The following is a 23,905-nucleotide window of genomic DNA, read 5'->3' as shown; positions in this document are numbered from 1 at the left end:
TTTTTGCCGAATTGAAATAAATCAGAAAACCCAAAAACATTTCGGTAATCTTTTAGCGCATATTGAGGATTATGCGTAATTTTGCCCACAAATAATGATGCTATGAGCTATATTGAATCTCTCAAAAACCAATTCAACCGCTATTGGATCGAAAATTTCATCAAAGTTCCAAATAAATTATGGGCGCTCAAAGTTACATTGTGTATCGCTGTTTTGCTCGTGCCTGTTAAGATTTTTGGAGATGCATTTATCGCCACCACTTTAGCACTCGGGATTGTGGCAACATCGCTCGCCGAGACCGATGTGCACCCGCGTGGGAGATTAAAATCACTTTTATCATCTATTATTTTATTGCCAATACTCAGCCTTTTTGTAGAGCTCACGATTGATATTCCATGGCTCTTCATCATAGGAATTGGTATTACTACTTTTTGGCTTACTTTGCTAGGGGGGAGAGATGCACGCTTTCAGGGAGTTACCTTTGGTGGGTTGCTCATTATTACTTATACCATGCTCGGTACGGGAGCGCATAAGCCATTTTATTATCAGCCCGTATTTTTCTTTTTAGGAGGTGCGTTTTATAGTGCAGTTTCATTGTTTTTATTATATCAAAAACCTTGGAGAATCCTCCAAGAGCAAGTAGCATTTGGATATGAAAAACTCGCTGAATATTTTAATAATAAATCTAAATTATTCCCGAGCCTGCCTGAAGATCAAGAGAAAATTCGTAACGAATTGGCTTTATTAAACATTGAGGTTTTTCAGCAAATTGAGCAAATCAAAAAAGATTTATACAGCTTTACCAATGAGTCTTCGGCAGAATCTATGCACCGAATCGATGTTTTTTATCAAAAATGGTATATGCTCCAAATGTTGCACGAGCGTGCGACTTCGAGCCACGACCAGTATGATGTTTTATCTAAAGAAGCACCGAACAAAGAGCTGATTCAAGGGCTGGGGCAGATGATGAAAGAGATTGCCAATGCGCTACATTTGTACGCACAAAGTTTGTTGTCTAATTCAGTGTATCAGCACCCGATAAGTCTGGACTGGACGGCAAGTGCCATGCGAGATTTAATGGCGCATTATTCTAAGGATTCAGAAAATAAGGCGTTGCGTCTTTTGTTTAAAAACTTAAACGAGATTAATTATATTTTAAAACACATCGACGAGCTACCAATCGAGGAACAGCAACGCGCGGTGAACCAAAAAATCTCAACCGAAAAGCCAAGTATTTCGCAATTGCTAAATCCTAGCAATTCCCGTTTTAGATTTGCAGTGCGCATCAGCCTTTGTTTTGTAGTGGGCTATGCCATAATGTATTTATTTAATATTGATAAAGGTGCTTGGATTTTGCTCACCTCGCTCATCGTTTGTCAGCAGACATACAATGCCACTCGTCAGCGAATTTTGTACCGTGTGCTCGGGACTTTCTTGGGCGTGATTGCGGGAGTGTTGATTGCGAATTTAATCCCTACTGCCGCGGGGCAAGTCATTGTGTTGTTGATTTCGATTTATTCATTTAATTATTATTTAAAGAAAAATTACACCATTGCGGTAATTTTTATTACGATTTTTGTGTTGGAGGCGTTCAACATTCAGTCCAACAAAGGATTGCTTGTCATGGCACCACGCTTAATCGATACGCTCATTGGAGCATTATTGGCTTATTGTGCCGTGAGATTCCTTTGGCCAGATTGGCAATACAAGCAGCTCAACGCCATTCTGAAAAATGCATTGCTTAAAAACAAACGCTATTTTGAATCTATTTATGACATAGGCGTAGGAAATACGACTTATTTGCACAATCAGCGAAGTGCGCACCGAGCAGATATTACACTTACCAATGCTTGGAAAGGAATGAAATTGGAGCCTAAAAGCAAACGAAAAATGATTGCAACGGCTCGTAATTTAACTTATTTTAATCATACTTTGTTGTCGTATATTTCGGCATTTGGCGTGCATAAGGCAAAAGATTTTGTGTCGGCTGATGAGTTGCAATATTGCATTCGCGTGTCCGAAACGCTTGATCAGATTTTAAGCCTATGGGAAAATCCAGAAGAGGACTACACACAAGAGCTCGCCGAATGCGATAAATTGGTAGATGAGTTGCAAATGCTTAAAAACACAACTACGCACAAAAACTACATCTTTATCTACAATGTAGCGAGAATTTCCAAAGAGCTTTTTCACGAAAGTTTAGACTTATTGAAGGTGGAGCATGTGGATTAAAAAATCAAATTTTAATTATTTATAATTAAGCAAAGTAGAGAAACTAATCTGTTAAAAGATTTCTAAGAAATTCCAAGGCTATTGCAATACTCTGGCTTAATTTTTGAGCGATTTTCAGTAAGAAAATCTTAAACAATAAAATTATGGCTAAAAGAGTAGCAGATCAATTAGTAGAAATGCTTGTGGAAGCAGGCGTAAAAAGAGTTTACGGAATCACGGGAGATAGTTTAAATCCCGTAAACGATGCCATCAGAAACGATGGCAGACTAGAGTGGGTGCATGTGCGCCACGAGGAAGCGGGAGCTTATGCCGCTTCGATGGATGCCGAGCTCAACGGGATTGGGTGCTGTATGGGAAGTTCGGGACCTGGGCATGTGCATTTAATCAATGGATTGTATGATGCCAACCGTGCAGGAAACCCTGTAATTGCAATTGCAAGTACTTGCCCGTCCAATAAATTTGGACAAGAATATTTCCAAGAAACCAATCCATTTTATTTGTTCCAAGATTGTAGCAAATATGTGTATGTGGCTAATACGCCTACGCAATTCCCGCATATGATGCAACACGCTATTCAGGCAGCCATCGAGCAAAAGGGCGTTGCCGTAGTTGGGTTGCCAGGGGATGTAGCTGCTGCAGAGGCAAATGACATCATTACTTCTCAGAAAAATTATAAAACAGAAAGCGTTTATCTCCCTAGCGATGCGCAATTGGACACTTTGGCAGAACTTTTAAACCAAAACAAGAAAATCTCTCTTTATTGCGGGCATGGTTGTCGCCATGCAGTGCCAGAAGTCATGGCACTAGCCGAAAAGCTAAAAGCACCAATGGCTTACTCGTTTAGAGGTAAAATTTTCTTTGACCGAGTGGATAATCCTTATGCTACGGGGTTGAATGGATTGCTAGGGCACCGTTCTGGGTATTTAACTTGTAACGATGCCGATGTTTTAGTTATGCTCGGAACCGATTTCCCTTATGCAGAATTTTTGCCACAGAAAATCAAAATCGTTCAAATTGATGAAAAACCAAGCAGAATTGGTCGCCGTGCTAAAGTAGACATTGGATTGGCAGGAGATATCAAAGATACCATCAATGCCTTGTTGCCAAAATTAAAAGGCAATGACAGCGATGAGTTCTTGAAAAAAATGCAAAAAGAGTACAAGGAGTCCGAAGATGCTTTGGAAAGATTTGTAAAAGAAGATTCTACCAAAACCGACGAAATTCAACCAGAATATGTGGCACATGTCATCAATGAATTAGCCGAAGATGATGCGATTTTCACCGTAGATACGGGAATGACATCTGTTTGGGCTGCTAGATTTATCAAAGGTAAAAGAGGAAGATATTTAACAGGTTCCTTCAATCATGGTTCTATGGCAAATGCAATGCCTATGTCAATTGGGGCGGCAGGAGCAGCACCACATCGCCAAGTGGTTGCCATGTGTGGTGATGGGGGAATATCTATGCTTTTAGGCGATTTGGCAACCATAATGCAATACAAATTGCCGATAAAAATTATCGTTTTCAATAACAGAAGTTTGGGAATGGTGAAACTCGAAATGCAAGTAGCAGGTTATGTAGACTGGCAAACCGATATGGTGAATCCAGAATTCGATAAAATCGGGGAATTAATGGGCATGAAAGGAATTGCTGTTCACAAAACAAGCGAAGTGGAATCAGCCATTAAAGAAGCATTTGAGCATGATGGTCCTGCATTGGTAAACATTTACACCAATCCAAACTCGCTGGCAATGCCACCACACATCACATTGCAGCAGATGAAAGGATTTACCACTTCGATGTTTAAAAAACTTGCCGAAGGCAAATTTGGAGATATAGAACAATCCATTAGTAGCAATATCAAGCACTTAACTGAATTGTTTTAAGTTTTAAATAAGTTAAAAAATGAAATCGCAGGTATATTGCTATCTGCGATTTTTTTGTTTAAAAATAATGCTGTTAAAATTTTAATTAAATCATTTTCATATTAAATTAATTTGTACCTTCACTAAAAGTTTTAAATATTTATTTAAAAAAATGAGAACAATTTAGTTTAATCAAAAAATTATTTACTATGGGAAATCTTACCGCAAAAATGCCACAGAATGTGAAAACTTCGTTGATCCTTTTTGGGATATCTATCGTCTTAGGGATTATTTCACATCAGTTTCTTAGTAAAAGTCTAGATGCATATGTTGCAGAAATTCAACAGCAGTATGCACAAGGCGTTCCTCAAAATTCTGCCGCAACAGAGGGCGGAAAAATTGGAGGATACATAGGTTTTTTATTGAATATATTTTTACTCTATATGGTGTATAAGGGGAAAAATTGGGCAAGAATAGTTATTTTGGTATTAGGTGTTTTGGGAATATTTGTTATTATTTTTTCTGTATTGCCTATTTTGATGCGAATAGATAAAGTTTTATTATTTTTCTATGCAATTTCATGCTTATTGCAGATAATTGCACTTATCTTGCTGTTTACTCCATCGGCAAGACCTTGGTTTGTAAAGCCCAAAGAAGAAGAGGGCGTTTAATTTGTAAAAAATAATTATCTCTAAACTTAATTTTTTTGATTATGAAGTATATAAGTTTTTGTCTACTTGTTTTGAGTTTAAGTTCTTGTGCGTCTTTGTTCAATGGTAAAAATAAGGGAGTTACCATATATGTAAACGAACCTGCCAAGATGATTTACAATCAAGACACAATTGAAAGTGAAAATAATAGATTTGAAATTTTAGCCAAAAGAAGTGAAAAAGATTTGAAGTTTGAGATAATAACAGACAGTGTTGAGAATGAGTACTTGGTGCCAAGTACTCATTCTTTGACATTGGTCAATAACTTTTATAATTTAGGACTAGGATTGCTAGTTGATTTAAAAAATGATAAGCAATATTCCTATCCAGCTTCTATTTTTATAGACACTCATGAGAAAAGCTCTACTTATAAAAAATTTGGAGTAGGGAATCATAAAAATGAGGTTTTCTTGAATTTTGATAGCCCATTGTACACCAATTTTTACAAAGAAATAGAAAACGGTGATGGCGATAATTTCAGGCTTGCATACGGATTGGGAGTAGGGTATTATCATTCCCCTAATCAATATATAAATCTTATTTACGAAAGTCATCTACAATTACCAAGATATATTCTTTTTTCCCATTATGGGAATGCATATACCGATGTTCTGAAGCTGACTAATAATCACAGATTTAATCGATTTGATGTAGGCTATGGAATGAATGTTACCTTTAGAGGACGAGATGAGTTTTATGATAATAAACGCAACTCGAAGATTGAGTACACTTCCTTTGGATTGAGTATTCCTATTAAATTTAGAATTTCAGAAATAATTTATCTAGGTCTGGAATACGACCCCACATTTTACAATACAGGTTATTTAAACAAGTTTGAGTATAATCATAGCTTAGGTATAAAGCTAGGATGCCAGATTAATTTGCATACATTCAGGCTGTTTTCTTTTTTTGGGTATAATTAAAAGCAAAGAAAATCTAATTTGTTAATCTATCTAAATGTAGTATCTTTGGCACCCAAGCTTTAAATAAATTGTATGGATACTACCGTGAAACGAGATAAATTGGTATTGCCAAATGGCGGAAAAAAATTGCTTTTGCACTCATGTTGTGCCCCTTGCTCAGGCGAAGTGATGGAGGCAATCATGGCTTCTGGCATCGATTTTACCATCTTTTTTTATAACCCCAATATTCACCCAAAGAAGGAATACGATTTAAGAAAAGATGAAAACATTCGCTATGCCGAAAAGCATAATATTCCAATTATTGATGCAGATTATGATGTAGACAACTGGTATGAGCGTGCACGTGGAATGGAGTTTGAACCAGAGCGAGGCATTCGTTGCACCATGTGCTTTGACATGCGATTTGAGCGTACCGCTTTGTATGCGTATGAGAATGGTTTCGATACCATTACAAGCTCTCTGGGGATTTCAAGATGGAAGAATTTTGCCCAAATCAATGATTGTGGAGAGCGTGCTGCCGAAAAATATGAAGGCATAACTTACTGGACACACAACTGGCGCAAAAAAGGAGGATCTGCCCGAATGCTCGAAATCAGCAAGCGAGAAAGATTCTACATGCAAGAATATTGTGGCTGTGCATACTCGCTTAGAGATAGCAACCACTGGCGTCTTCAGAATGGTCGTGAGCGAATTAAAATCGGCGAAAAATATTACGGCGACGACAACGACTAAAAAATCATTTTGATACTTTTTTTAATTAAATGTAAGATGCAGAGGACTAGATTCTCTGCATTTTTCGTAAACAAAAAAAACGAGTTTTAAATAAATTATTGTACTTTGTACATTTAGTATTTTTGTCTTATTTTGTGAAAAACCATTTGATTGATGATACGAAGAAGGAGAAAACAATTAAGAGAACATAATTTAATCCCAGAAAGAGGTTGGAAGTGGGATGTCTTTAGAATCATATATTATTCAGACACGCCACTCGGTAAGCTATTCGACATCACGCTTTTGATTTTAATCATCATCAGCACGCTCACCGTAGTTTTAGAAAGCATCAATAGCCTAAACGATAAATACCATGAATTATTTTTCACCGTAGAGTGGATAATCTCTATCCTCTTCAGTATAGAATATATTATGCGTATTTGGGTGGTTCGTAATAAGTTAAGCTATATTTTTAGCTTTATGGGAATCATAGATTTTGTTTCGATTGTACCATTTTTCTTGAGCTTAATTTTCCCGATGACCAAATTCTTTATGATTATCCGATTGCTCAGAATCTTGCGAGTCTTTAGGATTTTCAATCTAATGGATTACATGTATGATGGAGCCTTCATTATGGATGCACTCAAGAAAAATTCAAGAAAAATCTATATTTTTATGATTTTTATAGTCATTCTAGTCGTAATTGTGGGCGCATTGATGTATGTAATCGAAGGCGGAGAAAATGGTTTTGTCGATATCCCTACCTGCATTTATTGGGCAGTGGTAACCATTACCACGGTGGGGTATGGAGACATTTCGCCAGTTACCCCGATGGGGCAATTCCTATCAGTAGTTTTGATGCTCTGCGGGTATAGCATCATTGCAGTTCCTACGGGAATTGTAACCTCGGAAATCAATCGTTATAAATACCGTTCATTTGTATTGATCTGTGATCGTTGCGGAAATCATGATAATGATAAAGATGCAAGATATTGCAAAGTATGTGGCGAAAAAATTAAAAAATAGATTTAAAAACAAGAATTTTATCATTTCATAAAAAATTAAAAAAATGTATCTTTACGCAATTAATTTTTTAAGAAATGAATGTAAAACAATATTTGAAGGATTGGCAAAAATCTTATAGAGAGCAACTTACACAAGATATATTACCCTTTTGGTTAAAGAACGGAATCGATCGCAAACACGGAGGCTTGTACACTTGCCTTAACCAAGATGGGAGTTTGATGGATACTACAAAATCCGTTTGGTTTCAAGGGCGTTTTGGATTTATCGCAGCGATGGCATACAACCAGATTGAGCCAAATCCTGAATATTTAGCCGCTTCAAAAACTTGCGTAGAATTTTTAGAAAACCATTGTTTTGACACCGATGGCAGAATGTTTTTTGAAGTAACCGAGGACGGGCGACCGCTCAGAAAACGCCGTTATGTATTCTCAGAATCATTTGCAGCAATCGCTTTTGCAGAATACGCCATAGCTTCGGGCGAAAAAAAGTATGCGGAAAAAGCTTTGCATTTGTTTAAGGAAATGCAAAGATTCTTGACCACGCCTGGCATTCTCGAGCCTAAATACACCGATACTTTGCCTATGAAAGGGCACTCAATTATCATGATTCTCATTAATACCGCATCTCGTATTCGTTTAGCGATTCAAGATGATGCACTGAATCAGCAAATTGATGATTCTATCGAAATTTTGGAGCGAGATTTCTTAAAACCAGAATTTAAGGCTTTGCTCGAGGTAGTGGGCGAAAACGGCGAATTTATTGATACCAATGCGGGAAGATTAATCAATCCAGGGCATTGTATCGAAACAGCTTGGTTTATTCTCGAAGAAGCCAAAAACCGAAATTGGGATAAAAAACTGACTGATTTAGGATTAAAAATTCTCGACTGGAGTTGGGACTGGGGCTGGGACAAAGAATATGGCGGAATCATTAATTTTAGAGATTGCAAGAATTTGCCATGTCAAGATTATGCCCAAGATATGAAATTCTGGTGGCCTCAAACCGAGGCAATTATCGCAAATCTTTACGCTTATTTAGCCACCAAAGACAAAAAATATTTAGAAAAACATCAATTAATTTCCGAGTGGACATACAAGCATTTTCCAGATGAAAAACATGGCGAATGGTATGGCTATTTGCACCGAGATGGTAGCGTAGCACAGCCCGCCAAAGGAAATTTGTTCAAAGGGCCATTTCACATTCCGCGCATGATGATTTACGGAAGTCTGCTTTGCGATGAAATTTTAAAAACAGATTAAAAACACGTTTTTTACATGAGGCATTTGAGGTACATTTTAGCACTGTGTTTTTCTCTGTTTATGATTTTTGGGCTTGTGGCTCAAAATAAAATTGAGACAGCAGAAGTTTATAATTTTAGTGAATTAAAAAATAAATATTTTGACGAGGGCTTGGCAGGAAGTGCCTTTGGAAAAGTAGGCGATTATTTTATCGTGGCAGGCGGTTCGTCGTTTCCAGAGGGTAAGCCATGGCAAAACGGAAAAAAATATTTATCTAAAGAGGTTTTTGTTTTTAAACAAAATAAAAACCAAAAGTTTGAGCTAGTATATCAAGGAGACAATTTACCCGAAGCCGTGGCAGAACCCGCTTATGTGAGTTTGCCCGAAGGATTACTCATCATAGGCGGGCAAACGAATAATGGATACACCGATAAGGTATATTTAATTAAATACGACAGCGGAAATATTCAAATCAAAGATTTTCCTTCGTTGCCTGTTCCTGTGAGAGCGGCGGCGGCTTGTGAGTTAAAAGGCAAAATTTATGTTTTGGGTGGGCAGTTGGAAAATGGCAGTTCCTCTCAGCAATTTTTGCAATTGGATTTATATTTAAAAAACTCCGATTGGAGTAAATTATCAGATTATCCATTGCCAGTTTCTGGGGCAGCTCTGGTAGCACAGCAAGACGGAAGTGGCATTTCTTTGTTTGCCTTGGGCGGAAGAAATCAGCCGAAAGGAGAGCTTACAACTTTTTATGCTGAGGTCTATAATTATAATAAAAATCAATGGGTTAAAAAACAAAATATCCAGATTGAACAAAAAGATTTTCCTCTAGCAGTGGCATCGGCAGGAGCTGTGGGAGCATCAAGCATTGTGATTGTGGGCGGTGATCATGGCGACACATTTCATCAAGTAGAAAAAGCCATTCAGCAGGAAAATACGGCACTCAGAGATTCTTTGTGGCAAAATCATAAAGGATTTAATAATAAAGTTTTGGTGTATAATACCATAACCGATGCTTGGTTTGCGATGAAGCAAGATTTGAAAAATCCTACCGCAGTAACTGGCACAGTCTCAGATAAGCAATCGCTTTATGTTATGGGGGGCGAGGAGCGTGCAGGCGTTCGATCGCCTTACATTATGCATTACGAATTTCAGGATAAAAGCAATTTTGGTTGGATAAATTATGCGGTACTGATTTTATATTTCGGGGGAATGTTATTGCTCGGATTTTTCTTTATGAAAAACAATAATAATACCGATGACTATTTCAAAGCCAGTGGAAGGATTCCTTGGTGGGCAGCGGGGATTAGTATTTTTGCCACCACATTAAGTGCAATTACATTTATTTCCATACCTGCCAAAACCTATGCCTCGGATTGGCGTATGTTTATGTTCAATATGTCGATTATTTTGGCGGCACCATTTATTATAAAATACTTTTTGCCCTTCTTTTTACGCTTTAATTTTGACACGGCATACCAATATCTAGAAGCCAGATTCAATCGATTAACGCGTTGGGTAGCGGCGACTTTATTCCTATTTTTTATGGTCAGCCGAATTGCCATTGTGTTATTCTTGCCCTCTTTAGCCTTAAATGCCGTTACGGGGTTCAGCGTGTATTATTCCATTTTGATCATGAGTATTGTAACCATTATTTATTCTACCAGTGGTGGAATGGAAGCAGTGGTTTGGGGCGATGTGATTCAAGGATTTATACTCATTGTAGGAGCTTTTGCCGCTTTAGTTTTTATGCTAATGGGCGTAGAAGGGGGGCTATCAGGATTCTGGGAAACCACGATAGAATACCACAAAATGAAAACCTTTGATTTTGATTTTAATTTCTCAGAGCCCGTATTTTGGGTAGTGCTTTTGGGCGGATTTGCCAATACGATGATTTCTTATACCAGCGATCAATCGGTGGTACAGCGTTATATGACGACAAAAGATGAGAAATCTACCGCTAAAAGTATTTGGCTAAATGGTATCATCAGCGTGCCTGTGAGTGTACTTTTCTTCCTTTTAGGAACAGGTCTTTTTGCCTTTTATAAATCAAATCCAGCGGATTTTTCAATCACAAATCCAAATGTAGATTCGGTATTTCCGCAATTTATCGTTTCCGAAATGCCAATCGGCTTTGCAGGTTTATTAATCGCAGCCATTTTTGCCGCAGCGATGAGCACACTTTCATCTAATATCAACTCGGCATCGGCAGTGCTTGTCAATGATTTTTACAAAATCATTTTCCCAAACATTGAGCTTAAAAAACAAATGAAAGCCGCGCAGTTTTCGGGCATATTGATCGGATTATTGGGAATGGCAATGGCACTCGTTTTAGCTACATGGAATATTGCTTCGCTTTGGGATCAGTTCAATACATTTTTGGGATTGCTCACTAGCGGATTGGGAGCCTTGTTTATCCTTGGAATTTTCTTCCCACGCGTAAACGGAAAATCGGCACTATTGGGCGTTATTTGCGGTGTGTTCATTCTTTATCTTGTGAAAGATCATACCCCAATTTCATTCCTATTATATGGCTTAATTGGATTGGTTGCAAGCATTGGATTGGCACTATTCTTTAGCCTTTTTACTAAAAATAACAAAGACTTTACAGGTCTTACTTGGAAAACCAGAAAACTTAAAAAATAAATATTTAATTATGATTTTATCTAACTTAAAAAACAGCAGCAGATACGAGAATCTGCACCCAGCTTTTAAAAAAGCCTTTGATTACATTAAATCTCATGATTTATTAAATGCCGAATTGGGCAAAATTTATTTAGACGATGACAATTTATTCATCGCAAACTCCAATTCAACTTTGAAGAAAAAAGAAGAGCAAGTTTTGGAATATCACAAGAAGTATATTGATATCCAAATCGTTTTGGAAGGGAAAGAAATCATCGGTTGGAAAGATTTAGACGAGTGCACCGACGAAAAACAAGCTTATTTAGAAGAAAAAGATTGTGGATTGTACAACGATGCTGCCACTTCATATTTTGAATTGCAGCCTAATGATTTTGTGATTTTTTATCCAGAAGATGCGCATGCTCCAGTGATAGGGGAAGGAACTGTGAGAAAACTAGTGGTTAAAGTAAAAATTTAGTTTTAAGGCTAAAAAATGAACAAAAAAAACATGATTTTAGGTGTGGCAAGTGCTTTGTTTTTAGCATGTGCCACGCCTAATAAAATTAATCAAATTGCAGGTGCACCTGCACCGTATGGTGCTACGCCTACCGATTTGCAAGTAAAATGGAATCAGTTGGAATATTATGCTTTTGCACATTTCAACATGAATACCTTTACCGATCGCGAATGGGGCTATGGCGATGAAGATCCTAAAAAGTTTAACCCCACAGAATTTGACGCAGAACAGTGGGCTCGCATTGTGAAAGATGCTGGCATGAAGGGGATTATTCTCACGGCCAAGCACCACGATGGATTCTGCCTTTGGCCATCGGCATACACCGAGCATTCAATCAAAAACTCTCCGTACAAAAATGGAAAAGGAGATATCGTGAAAGAAGTAGCCGATGCGTGCAAAAAATATGGACTGAAATTCGGAGTATATCTATCGCCTTGGGATAGAAATCACCCAGGATATGCCACCGCAGAATATGTGGAATATTTTCATAATCAATTAAAGGAATTGATGACGAATTATGGAAATATTTACGAAGTTTGGTTCGATGGAGCCAATGGCGGAGATGGCTACTATGGTGGCGCACGCGAAACTCGTAAAATCGATAGTAAAACTTATTATGAGTGGGACAAGGTAACCGAAATCGTGCGTAAACATCAGCCTAAAGCTATTATTTGGGGAGATGCCGTAGATGCAAGATGGGTAGGAAACGAAAAAGGAATTGCAGCCGTAACCAATTGGAGTACGCTTGATAGAGATAGCATTATTCCTGGGAAAGACAATAGAAGATTCCTAGTCAATGGGATAAAAGGAGGAAAAGATTGGTCGCCTGCCGAAGCAGATGTTTCCACAAGACCAGGCTGGTATTATCATAAAAACCAAGACAATCAAGTGAAGACTTTGCCCCATCTTTTAGACATTTATTACAAATCAGTAGGTAGAAATGCCAATTTATTGCTCAATATTCCGATTGATACACGCGGGCTTATCCACGAAAACGATGAAAAGCAATTAATGCGTTTAGGCGAAAAATTAAAAGAAGATTTTGCTCATCCAGTTTTAAAATCGGTGAAAATTGAGGTTTCAAACATTAGAAATAACAACAAAGCTTTTTCGCCCAAAAATCTATTAGATGATGATTTGGACACCTATTGGGCACTTGACGATAATAAGAAAACGGGATTTGTTATCTTTAAATTTAAAGAGCCACAGACCTTCAACCGATTTTTAGCCCAAGAAAATATACGCTTAGGACAAAGAGTTGAAGCCTTCAGCATAGAAGCCCAGATTGATGGAAAGTGGCAAAAGATAGGAGAAGGAACCACCATTGGATATAAGAGAATTTTGCGTTTTAGACCCGTTACGGCAACTGCTTTGCGTTTCAATATCGAGAGTTCGCTAGCAACACCCGTGATTTCCACCGTTCAATTGTACAATGCTCCAACTTTATTGACAACGCCTCACATTGATCGCAATAGAAATGGCGAAGTTACGCTCTCTGCCGATGATTTAGGCGTGGATATTTATTATTTAGTATTGCCAGAAAATCAAAATATATCAAATTCCGATTTTGATAAAAATGCTAAATTATATCAATCACCATTTCAATTAAAACAAGGAATTGTTTTGGCTAAATCGGTAGATGCTAAAACCAAAAAATCAAGTGATATCATCAATCGAAGATTCTCTTTTGCAAAAAAAGATTTCAAAATCATTAGTCCAAAAGAGCAAGACAGAATGCAACGCATGGTAGATGATAATGAACAAAGCTGGTGGGCAAGTCCTGTGGCAGAAGTCCCAGGAATTGTGCTCGATTTGGGTAATCTACAGAATGTGAAAGAGCTGATTTACACTCCACCTACGGGTAGCGGTGTGCTCGGCATTGTTAAAAAATACGAAGTTGAAACAAGCACCGATGGCAAAAACTGGACACCAGTAGCCCAAGGCGAGTTTGATAATATTGAAAACAATCCAATTACGCAGAACATTGTGTTTAAAAATGCCTTAAAAACGAGATTTTTAAAATTAAAAGCATTGCAAACACTCGACGGTAAGCAGAGATTAGGTGCCGCAGAAGTAGGCGTTATTGTAGAATAATTTAAACATTAAATAAAGGAAAGACAGCTTGAAAAAGCTGTCTTTTTTGTTTGTAAATATGACACAAAGCATAGTCTGTGCATTGATTAAATTTATATCTTTGTTTCTTATGCATAGAAAAAAATAGAATATGAATAAATATAGTTTTTTAGCATTTTCTGCACTGATCTTTGGGCAAGCAGGAGCGCAAAGTTTTGAAGGAAATACCTTACCACAAGAGGTGAAAATTTCTGGCAAAAAATCAACGATTTCGTTGAGTGATAAATATTACAAAGACGGAAAACAATCACTCTTATGGCAGTGGGTAGCTCCACAATCCACTTTGGTTTTCGCTAGCCCAGATATAGCCAAAAGCGTCAAAAATTTCAAGAAAAGAGCAGGTGTTAAGCTTTGGGTATTTAACGAAAAACCACAAAAGACACCTTTGGTTTTTAATTTTGTAGATGCGCAAGGTCAAGTGCAATATACATTTGATTTTAATCTAAATTTTACGGGTTGGCGTGCTGCATGGATTTCGTATTCAGATATGTGGACACCCGATGGTGGCAAAACAACCGAAAAGCCAATTGTGGCAATGAATGTGATTTCGCCTAAAAATGTATCAAATTCCCATATTTTCATCGATCGTGTAAGTTTTGAAAATTATGTAGATCGCCAAGCCACACCCGATGCGCAAATCCCAGAAAATAATAGACATCTCAAGCGAGATATTTGGCATTGGGGATTGTTGCACAAATGGGAGCAAACGCCATATGATTTAGCCATTCCAGCTCAGATTTCGCCAGCGCAAAAAGCACAAATTGCGCAAGTAGAAAAACGCGTGAAAAAGATGTATTCTGAGAAAAATCTTTCTGAAAAAGAAAGTGCAAGACTCTTGGAATTAGACCAAATTTTACACATTTCGCCCGACGGGACAAAAGGTGCCCCTCTAATGCAAAAAAACAATGTGCGCAAAGGCGAAGATGTAAGCTTTATCGAAATCAATGATTATTTAGATTTAAACTCTCGAGCCTATATCAATACCAAAAATCCTAAGTTTAAAAATGATTTCATCAAAGGAGTGAAATACATGCTAAATCAAGGATTTGCCTACGAGAGCGGCATGGGAACCAATCACCATTATGGGTATGATATCAAAGAAATGTTTGGTGCCCTTTGGCGAATGGAAGAGGTGCTAAAACAAGAAAACTTATGGAACGAAGCACGCAAAGCCTTGGTTTTCTGGAGCGGATTGGCAGAAACGCGAGCCCTTGTAGAGGCTAAACGAGATGAGCTTTGTGATTCTTGGAACACGCTTCTCACGCCAAGATTGACGGCTGCACTGTGGGCAGATACGCCAGAGGAAAAATACCGAAATTTAAAATCGCTAAGCCGCTGGATTAGTAGCACTTTGAAATTTACGCCAGGCACGATTGGGGGTATCAAAATCGATGGAACAGGATTTCATCATGGTGGTAATTACCCCGCTTATTCTGTGCCAGGGTATGCTGGGATTGGGGAGTATTTGAATTGTGTGGAAAAAACCGATTTTGTGCTAGATAAACCTGCGTATGATGTATATAAATTTGCACTAAAATCCTTGGTGAGATATGCCAATTTAAGGGATTGGGGCTTGGCAGATGCTGGGCGACATCCTTTCCATCCTGTATATGGCGGAATGAGCAAGAGAGCCGTTTTGGCGTTTGCCTACACAGCGGTTTCTAATCCAGAGTTGGACAAAGAATTGGCTGCCGATTTTCTCCGTTTAAGCAAAGGAATTACACCTTCTTCAGAATATAAGAAATTCATTAATTTATTTGAAAAAGAGGGTGTTAAGCCATCTGATTCGCCTCAAGGATTTTATGTCTTTAATTATGCAAGCCAGGGCATTTATCGTTATCAAAACTATATGGTTTCCTTAAAAGGTTTCACGCAAAACATTTGGGGAGCAGAGCTTTATGCTAGAGACAATCGCTATGGGCGTTACCAGAGTTATGGTTTGGTACAAATCATCGGGACAGCCAATAAAGACGGAGTGATTACTGAGCGTGCAAGCGGTTTTGCAGAAGATGGCTGGGATTGGAATCGTGCGCCAGGCGTTACAAGTATTCAGTTGCCTTGGGATATTTTGGAATCTCCTTTTGCGGGGAGCGATATGCTCACTCAGCCTAGTACTTTTGCGGGCAGTTCTCGTTTGGCAGAAGGCAAATATGGCATGTTTGCAATGAAATTGGGCGAATATGATGTTAAGAATTTTACGCCTTCGTTCAAAGCTTATAAATCTGTGTTTTGTTTTGGAAATCAGTTAATTTGTTTAGGTTCAAATATTTCAAATGATAATAAGGAATATCCTACACAAACGACCTTGTTCCAGCAAACTGCTAAACAAAATATAGTTTACTCTTATCAAAAAAATCGCAATGGCTACATGTTCAAAGATTTTACGGGAACGCTGTATTATGTGCCAAAAGGGCAAGATTTAAAGATTAAATTAAGAGAACAAACTTCGCCAAATGATAAAACTAAAAAAATGGCAAAAGGTTTATTTTATTCAGCGGTGTTAAATCATGGAAATGCTCCAAAAGCACAAAAATATGCTTATACTGTTTTCTTGAATGCCGATGAATCACAAGAAAAGAGAATTAGAAAAGGAAGATTAGATTATCAGATTTTGCGTCAAGATGAGGTGGCACACATTGTAAAAGATAAGCCAAGTGGGGTAGAGGCGTATGCGGTTTTTAAAGAATTTAGAGATGATAAGGCTAAGTTGATCAAAGAGATTTCAGAACAAACGATGGTAATGGTTCAGCCACAAAATTCGGGAATTTTGATGAGTGTTTGTAACCCAGATTTGGACTTAGGAGATTATAATTACACCACGAGTAGAGAAAGCGGCGTAACGCATAGAAGAGTGGTGCTGAATGGCAATTTTGAATTGGCTAAACCAAACGAGAAAGTTGAGGTGAAGCACCATGCAGGGAAAACGGAAATCAAAGTAGCTTGCCAGCACGGGATTCCAGTAGAATTTAGCTTAAATAAAAGATAAAAAAAACGAGGAATTTTAAAATTCCTCGTGTACTCTTTGGTAAAGATTTTCATAAAGGGGCAGTATGTTTTTGATATCAAAATCATGCGCCCTTTTTTTGGCATTAACCTTCATTTCGGCAAGCAATTCATCATTGCTCAAAAGTTCAATTGCCTTTTGTGCCATGGTCTCTACATCACCCATATTGCATACATAGCCTGTTTTTCGGTCGATATTCACCTCAGGGATTCCGCCCACATCAGAGCTTAAAACAGGCACGCCCGCAGCCATGGCTTCAAGTGCTGCCAATCCAAAACTTTCTTGTGCCGAAGGCAATACAAAAAGATCCGAAGTGCATAAAATTTGGTTGAGGTTTTTCACTTTTCCAAAGTTTTTCACCTTGTCGTCCAAATTATATTTCTGGATTAAATGTAGAGCATTGTCCCATTCAGGACCTTCGCCCACAATAATGAGCTTGGAAGGGATTTCCTTCTGCACACGATAAAACACTTCCACCACATCGGTTACGCGTTTTACGGCTCTTAAATTCGATACATGGATTAAAATCTTTTCATCTGGTTCTGCAATGTGGCTACGGATACATTCGCCCAAATCATTATAAAGTTCATTGTCTATAAAATTTGGAATCACCTCAATCGGTTTAGAAATATTAAAAACCGTGTAAGTATCTCTTTTTAAGCTTTCTGAAACCGTAGTTACCACATCAGATTGATTGATGCTAAACTCCACTGCCGATTTATACGATGGGTGCTTCCCTACAAGCGTAATATCGGTGCCATGCAAAGTGGTAATGATTGGCAAATCTTTCCCTCTTTCTTTTAAAATCTGCTTGGCAATGTATGCCGCATAAGCATGCGGAATGGCATAATGCACATGCAGTAAATCCAAACCTTGCCGCTCTGCGATTTCCACAATAAGTGTGCTAAGTGCAAGAGAATAAGGCTGGTAATGGAAGAGTTCGTATTCCTTGATATGTACTTGATGAAAAGTAATGTTTGAAATAGTGACATCTAAACGAGCTGGCAAGCTGTAGCTTATAAAATGCACTTGGTGCCCTTTTTTAGCCATTTCCATACCGAGTTCTGTTGCCACGATTCCGCTCCCACCATAGGTGGGATAACAGACGATTCCTATTTTCATTGATTTAATAATTTTAGGCAAATTTAAAAATTTAAAATCTTTTATGGACTGAATCTGAGATTTAGTATAAAATACCCAAGAACTGAAAAAATACCGATTATAGCAATCACAATAGAAAACATAATAGGTCTTTTAATTTTTAAAAGTCTGGCTACCAAATACCCTATAAACCAGATAAGAAAGGTTGTCCACACAAAATGTATAATAAGTTCTATAAAAAAATCTTCCATCTCAAATTTATTCAATATTGATTTCTAATAAATTAAGCCCTGAACCCACAGGGAAATCTTTTACATCTACAGGCAATTTGCCCAGCGTGTTTTTCTTGCCGAAAAGGATTTCTGGCACAATTTCCTGACAATCTTGGTGGTTTTGGTATGCGACCAAGATGCTTTTGATATTTTGTGTTTCTAAATTTTTTAGTGCATAAGGACTACCAAAAATGGCAAGCGAAACCTTATTTTTTTGACTTAAATCCTCAATCAATTTGCGGTCTGCATCGCTGATTTTGTAGGAAGCATATGCAGAGGCATTAGAAACATGAAAAGAAATAAAGATTTTATCAAATTTCTTTAAATCTTTTTCATTTCTACCAATTTGCTGAATGTTTAATTGTGCTAAATTTTGAGCTAAAATTTCGTAATTTTCTTCTCCTAGTGGGAGCCAAGCAATTTTCTCATTGGCAGAAAAAGGTAATTGAGCTTTATCGTTTTTGAGCAGCGTCATGGCATTTTCAAAAATTTGATAATTAAGTGTTTTGCTTTCATTGTCATTTAATTTTTGGATTAAATTTTCAGCAAAAAGAGGTTTTCTTTGATTTAAATGCGAGTAGTATTTAGCCATTAAAATCTTGCGAACACTCTCATTTAATCTTTGTTCAGAAATTTGTCCAGATTTTATGGCGTCTATAATTTTTTGTTTGCCCTTTGCCACTGCTTGAGAAAATAGCAAAATATCGTTTCCAGCCTCAAAGGCGATAAAATCCGATTCTCCGTCAGGGAAATTTTTGGTCACGCCACTCATATTGAGCGCATCGGTAATGATAATTCCCTGAAATCCCATTTTTTCTTTCAATAAATGAGTTACAATATTTTTTGAAAGCGAAGCAGGTTTTTTAGGATCTTGTTCAAAGGCAGGAACATTCAAATGTGCTACCATAATGGCAGTAACTCCCTTCTGTATCAAATCTTTGAAAGGTGCCAATTCTATGGCTTCTAGGCGAGCTTTGCTGTGTGCGATGGTGGGTAGCGTTTGGTGCGAATCCTGGTCGGTGTCGCCGTGCCCAGGGAAGTGCTTGGCAGAAGCCAAAATTCGCTGATCTTGCATGCCTTTCATGTAATAAAATCCCTTTTCTGCCACATTTTTAGGCGATGAGCCAAATGAGCGATTCCCAATGATTGGATTGTTAGGATTTACATTTACATCAATGTCTGGCGCAAAATTAAACTGAGCTCCCACCATGGCTAGATGTTCGGCGATTTTTTTGCCCATTTGGTATACCAAATCGTTGTTTTGCACCGCCCCGAGCGTTATTGCCCACGGGAAACGATGTGTGTTTTTAAGCCGCATGGCGAGCCCCCACTCAGCGTCCATGCCTATGAGTAGTGGATATTTGGATAAATTCTGGTAATGATTGGCTAGCTCAACTTGCTTTTCGGCATTATCTTGCATAAAAATCAATCCGCCTATTTTTTCTTTGGCAATCAAATTTTCGATTTCTTTTTCATGCACCGAATCCTTGTTGGTGTAAGCCGCAACCATAAATAGCTGTCCCACTTTTTCGTCTAGAGACATTTGTTGAGACAAGCTGTCTACCCACTGCATTTGAATTTCGTTTACATACAATGGAGCGTTTTTTTGAGCTTTTAAGGCTAAGCTTAAAATGAGAATACTGCAAATGAGCAATTTTTTCATACCAGAAAAATGAATTATTTAGATTTATATTTTTTAAGCAAAGCTTTTAAGATTGCCCAAGTTTCTGCATCTAGGTTTCCATCGTAATTTGTGGGTCTAAAGTGTTTTTGAAAGGCTTTTACCACTTTTTTCGATTTTTCGTCCCAGTAGCCAAGAGGTGAGATTTCATAGCCATAAGTGGCTAAATCTTTCTGAAAATCTGCAATGAAATTCATGTCATCTTTTTGTGCCTCAGGAAATTGATTCATATAGAATATTTTGGTAGGTTCATCGTACCAAGCTCCCACGCCATACTCATCATACAGTCTTTTCCAAGGGAATTTAGGTCCTGGATCTGGTTTTCGCTGTGGCGCAATATCTTCGTGTCCCAAAACATGGGTGGGATCGATGTTGTAACGGCTCACAATATCCTTGGCAAGGGCACCTACTTTTTTGATTTGGTAATCTGGAAAATCCTGATACTCTCCATAAGTGTTCCCCATGTTTACGATTTCTATCCCGATGGAAGAATCGTTTAAATTAGTACGCCCGCCCCAGTAGCTCACGCCCGCATGCCAAGCGCGTTTGTTTTCGCTCACAAGTGCATTGATCTGGTTGTCATCATAGTCGTTTACCACATAGTGCACGCTCACATTTCTTTCGCTCAAAACCATAAGTGATTTTGGCGTGTCAAGTGCCGTGTAATGTAAAATCAAAAATTTTTGTCTAAAATCTTGACTCACGGCAGGGTAGTAGTCGTTGTTGATGGTGTAGCCCTCTGGTTTTGCGACAACATAATTATTTACATCTACATCTTTAAATGGATTTACATAAATAGTATCAGTTTTGGTAATGGTTTTTACCACTTTTACATGCTTAGTTGTAGTACATGAAACAATGCTGAGAGCTCCAAGTATAAAAAGGCTCTTTTTCCAATAATTCTTCATTTAATTCTAAAAATTCATTCCTTGCAAAAATATAAAAAAATAGCCATTACGACTTTTAGAATAGTACGTTGTCAGAAAAAATATTGATTAATTTATTTATCCAAGAATTGAACCTAATAGCTTTTTTTGTGATATTTTCTATCCCAATTTCTTCGGCTAAAATATTGCCATATACTACTTTGTTATAGCCTTTAATATGATTTAATAGTAGGTGGCTAGGAGATGTTTCTTTTTTATTGTTAATCGTTTCGGGGTTATTATTTGTTTCTATCAAATGTTTAATTACATTTTCCCCAATTAACTCATCATCCGTAAAGATATTCTCAAAGTATTTAATATCAATAAATAACAAAGCTTCAAATTCATGAAGTTGTATATATGGGACAAAGCGATTTTGAATTTTTATATCAATATTTTCTTTCATTCCTTGTTCGATGAGTCTAACAAATTCAAACTTGTTATTGATAATCTCTATTTTTTCCCAATTTGGAAATTTATGATTAGAATGTATTCCGTAAAAGTCTATTAATGTTGTTACGTAAATATTAGTATCGTTAAATAAAAATTTTTCGATTTGATTTTTCAAAGTCTCCCAAACAACAATACCTCCAGATTTTCCAATAATTGTCGATGATACGAAAATATCATGTTTTATTAAGTATCTATAAATAATCTTATTACAAAACTCTAATTCTGTCTGCCCCTCACATATTATTAAAATTCTTTTCATTTTTTAAAAATAATTTACTTGTCCGCCTTGAATTAAATTTCTTTTCCACAAATCATCTAAGGTGTAATTTTCAAGCCAAATCTTAAGTTCTTCATTGCTCAGTCTTTTGAAATTACTTTCTCCGTTTTCTTGATCTACTTTTATGATATTTTCTGGATTAAAGTACTTAATTAAGTCGGCAGATTGGGTAGCAATGATTATCTGACAATTTTTGGACGCTGCTATTTTTATCATACCTGATAATTTTGATATAGCTGTGGGATGTAATCCTAATTCAGGCTCATCAATAATAATTGTGTGGGGGAGATTGGGTTGGAGAAATAAAATTGAAAGAGCTATATACCTCAGAGTACCATCAGAAAAATCATTAGCACCATATATAGTATCACTATAAATATCATTCCATTGTAATCTTATGTTTTTTTCTTTATTTGGAACTAGATAGAAATCAGAAAAATATGGAGCAATAGATTTTATGTTTTTAATAATTTTTTTATATGTACTTTTATCCTCATTTAAGATTTTATATAGAAAAGCTCCAATATTTGAACCATCTGTATAGAAAAAGTATGAATCATTTTCAATATTACTGTAATTTGAAAAAGGTGAGTTTTTTCCTGTGTCATGAAAATGATACCTTCTAAATCCGTTTAAATAATTTTTGATATATTTAGCTCTAAAAATTGTAGAGTATTTCAACTTTGTTTCATTGCTAGATGTAGAAATAATCCAATTATCTTGTTTGTAAATTAAATTTTCTCTTGTTATGACAAATCCATCATCACCAAATTTCATATTAACTTCATATCCATTGTTACCAGAATCGAATTCAATTTTAAATGAAAGTTCATTTGTTATTTTTTTTCCTTTATGAAGAATTTTGTCTCCACCACCTTTTAACGCAGTGTATTCATTTAATTTGAGATTATAGATTGCGTGTATAAAATCGAAAAATGATATGAAGTTACTTTTACCACTACCGTTTGCGCCTATTAATATATTAATAGGCGCTATTTCTATATATGTGTCTTTTATTGATTTAAAACCTTTTATTTTGATGTAATCCATGATAAATAATCCTATTTCTGTTAGAAGAATCTATATAAATACTGAAAGATTAATACTCAATCAGTCACTAAAGGTATTGAATTTTATTAAATAAAAAAAATCCTTGACGAAAATTCACCAAGGATTCTTTGTTCTGAAAGTATTTTGTTTATAAATAACTTTTAATTTCATCAGAAAGCTGTTGGCTTGCTTTTATTAGTGGCAAACGGGTGTTTCTGTCGCAGATGTTCAAATGTTCCAAAGTAGCTTTGATTCCCGCAGGATTTCCTTCTTTGTAAATAGCACGCGTAAGTGGCAAAAGTTTGTAGAAAATTTCATAAGCTTGATCCACTTCACGATTAAGTGCGTGGCGAATCATTTGCGTATATTCGCCCATCGCCTGCCCAATAACCGAAATTACGCCCGAGCCACCTGCCAAAGTCATCGGGAGAGCATACTCATCATCGCCAGAAAGCACCAAAAAGTCTTTAGGCTTATTTAAAAGTAAACTTGCCGACTGGCTATAGCTTGGCGAAGCCTCTTTAATGGCTACCACATTTTCAAAATCGTTTGCTAAGCGAATCGTAGTTGCAGGCTCGATGTTTGAGCCCGTTCTTCCTGGGACATTGTATAAAATGATGTCTTTTTCGGTAGATTCCGCAATGCTTTTAAAATGTTGGTAAATTCCCTCTTGCGTAGGCTTATTATAATAAGGCGAAACCGATAAAATTGCTGTGTAATCAGTTAAATCCGTAGATTCTATCTGTTTGATCACTTCTCTTGTATTGTTTCCTCCAATACCGAGCACCATCGGCACACGACCATTATTTGCTCTATTGATGCAGGCAATAGCTTCCGTTTTTTCTTCCTTGGTCAAAGTAGCAGCCTCTGCCGTAGTCCCCATCACAACAAGGTATTCCACCCCGCCATCGATGGCGTGATTTACTAGACTTTCCAATCCTTGATAATCCACTTCGCCGTTGTCTAAAAACGGAGTTACAAGTGCTACACCTGTACCTATTAATTCTTTATTCATTGTGTTTTTTCTTTGATTAAGTTAAACAAATATACGATGTTTTTAAATATAAAAAGAAGTAAAGAATAAAAATCTAGAAATTAAATCAAAGATAAGATAAATATACTTATTTGCCAGTGATGATAAAAAATGATATTTTGTTTCTT

At 37.0% G+C, this 23,905-nt stretch carries 17 protein-coding genes; 11 read left to right on the top strand and 6 right to left on the bottom strand.

Going from position 1 to position 23,905, the window contains the following annotated elements:
* Positions 1-102: 102 nt before the first annotated feature.
* The 11 genes from ORNRH_RS01580 (at position 103) to ORNRH_RS01530 (ending at position 16,966) form a co-directional block, all read left to right on the top strand.
* A complete protein-coding gene (locus ORNRH_RS01580; protein WP_014790163.1) occupies positions 103-2,232 on the top strand; it encodes an FUSC family membrane protein in 2,130 nt (709 codons plus the stop codon).
* 143 nt (positions 2,233-2,375) lie between these two features.
* The gene (locus ORNRH_RS01575) at positions 2,376-4,118 is read left to right on the top strand and encodes a ubiquinone-dependent pyruvate dehydrogenase (protein WP_014790162.1); all 1,743 of its coding nucleotides are present in this window, start codon (positions 2,376-2,378) and stop codon (positions 4,116-4,118) included.
* A 188-nt stretch (positions 4,119-4,306) separates the two neighbouring features.
* Positions 4,307-4,768, top strand: a complete 462-nt coding sequence (locus tag ORNRH_RS01570; protein ID WP_014790161.1) for a hypothetical protein — start codon at positions 4,307-4,309, stop codon at positions 4,766-4,768.
* Positions 4,769-4,809: 41 nt separating this feature from the next.
* Positions 4,810-5,730, top strand: a complete 921-nt coding sequence (locus tag ORNRH_RS01565; RefSeq protein ID WP_014790160.1) for a hypothetical protein — start codon at positions 4,810-4,812, stop codon at positions 5,728-5,730.
* A 72-nt stretch (positions 5,731-5,802) separates the two neighbouring features.
* Positions 5,803-6,462 carry an epoxyqueuosine reductase QueH gene (locus ORNRH_RS01560; RefSeq protein WP_014790159.1) on the top strand — a complete coding sequence of 220 codons (660 nt, stop codon included), beginning with the start codon at positions 5,803-5,805 and terminating at the stop codon, positions 6,460-6,462.
* A 153-nt stretch (positions 6,463-6,615) separates the two neighbouring features.
* The gene (locus tag ORNRH_RS01555; RefSeq protein WP_014790158.1) at positions 6,616-7,467 is read left to right on the top strand and encodes an ion transporter; all 852 of its coding nucleotides are present in this window, start codon (positions 6,616-6,618) and stop codon (positions 7,465-7,467) included.
* Positions 7,468-7,541: 74 nt separating this feature from the next.
* The gene (locus ORNRH_RS01550; protein ID WP_014790157.1) at positions 7,542-8,726 is read left to right on the top strand and encodes an AGE family epimerase/isomerase; all 1,185 of its coding nucleotides are present in this window, start codon (positions 7,542-7,544) and stop codon (positions 8,724-8,726) included.
* A gap of 15 nt (positions 8,727-8,741) precedes the next feature.
* A complete protein-coding gene (locus tag ORNRH_RS01545) occupies positions 8,742-11,351 on the top strand; it encodes a sodium:solute symporter family protein (RefSeq protein WP_014790156.1) in 2,610 nt (869 codons plus the stop codon).
* A gap of 10 nt (positions 11,352-11,361) precedes the next feature.
* Positions 11,362-11,808: a YhcH/YjgK/YiaL family protein gene (locus ORNRH_RS01540; protein WP_014790155.1), complete on the top strand. Its 447-nt coding sequence runs from the start codon at positions 11,362-11,364 to the stop codon at positions 11,806-11,808.
* A gap of 15 nt (positions 11,809-11,823) precedes the next feature.
* On the top strand, positions 11,824-13,941 hold the full coding sequence (locus ORNRH_RS01535; protein WP_221403032.1) for an alpha-L-fucosidase: 2,118 nt from the start codon (positions 11,824-11,826) through the stop codon (positions 13,939-13,941).
* A 130-nt stretch (positions 13,942-14,071) separates the two neighbouring features.
* Positions 14,072-16,966 carry a chondroitinase family polysaccharide lyase gene (locus ORNRH_RS01530; RefSeq protein ID WP_014790153.1) on the top strand — a complete coding sequence of 965 codons (2,895 nt, stop codon included), beginning with the start codon at positions 14,072-14,074 and terminating at the stop codon, positions 16,964-16,966.
* Positions 16,967-16,981: 15 nt separating this feature from the next.
* On the opposite strand, the gene bshA is transcribed toward ORNRH_RS01530, so the two are convergent.
* The 6 genes from bshA to dapA all read right to left on the bottom strand — a co-directional run bounded on the left by bshA (position 16,982) and on the right by dapA (position 23,759).
* Entirely contained in the window at positions 16,982-18,106 is a 1,125-nt protein-coding gene (gene bshA, locus ORNRH_RS01525; protein WP_014790152.1) for an N-acetyl-alpha-D-glucosaminyl L-malate synthase BshA, read from the bottom strand.
* A 237-nt stretch (positions 18,107-18,343) separates the two neighbouring features.
* The gene (locus ORNRH_RS01515; RefSeq protein WP_014790150.1) at positions 18,344-20,020 is read right to left on the bottom strand and encodes a glycoside hydrolase family 3 protein; all 1,677 of its coding nucleotides are present in this window, start codon (positions 20,018-20,020) and stop codon (positions 18,344-18,346) included.
* A gap of 14 nt (positions 20,021-20,034) precedes the next feature.
* Positions 20,035-20,946, bottom strand: coding sequence for an N-acetylmuramoyl-L-alanine amidase (locus tag ORNRH_RS01510; protein WP_014790149.1), 912 nt, complete (start codon positions 20,944-20,946; stop codon positions 20,035-20,037).
* 55 nt (positions 20,947-21,001) lie between these two features.
* Complete coding sequence (locus ORNRH_RS01505) at positions 21,002-21,676, bottom strand: DUF4276 family protein (RefSeq protein WP_014790148.1); 675 nt, start codon at positions 21,674-21,676, stop codon at positions 21,002-21,004.
* Between the two features lie 3 nt (positions 21,677-21,679).
* Positions 21,680-22,744: an AAA family ATPase gene (locus ORNRH_RS01500; RefSeq protein ID WP_014790147.1), complete on the bottom strand. Its 1,065-nt coding sequence runs from the start codon at positions 22,742-22,744 to the stop codon at positions 21,680-21,682.
* A gap of 148 nt (positions 22,745-22,892) precedes the next feature.
* A complete protein-coding gene (dapA, locus tag ORNRH_RS01495; protein ID WP_014790146.1) occupies positions 22,893-23,759 on the bottom strand; it encodes a 4-hydroxy-tetrahydrodipicolinate synthase in 867 nt (288 codons plus the stop codon).
* Positions 23,760-23,905: the final 146 nt, after the last annotated feature.

Origin of the sequence: Ornithobacterium rhinotracheale DSM 15997, assembly GCF_000265465.1 — a bacterium.
GTDB classification, from domain to species: Bacteria; Bacteroidota; Bacteroidia; order Flavobacteriales; family Weeksellaceae; genus Ornithobacterium; species Ornithobacterium rhinotracheale.
Note: the sequence above shows the minus strand (reverse complement) of the source record. Positions and strands in the feature narration are given on the sequence as shown.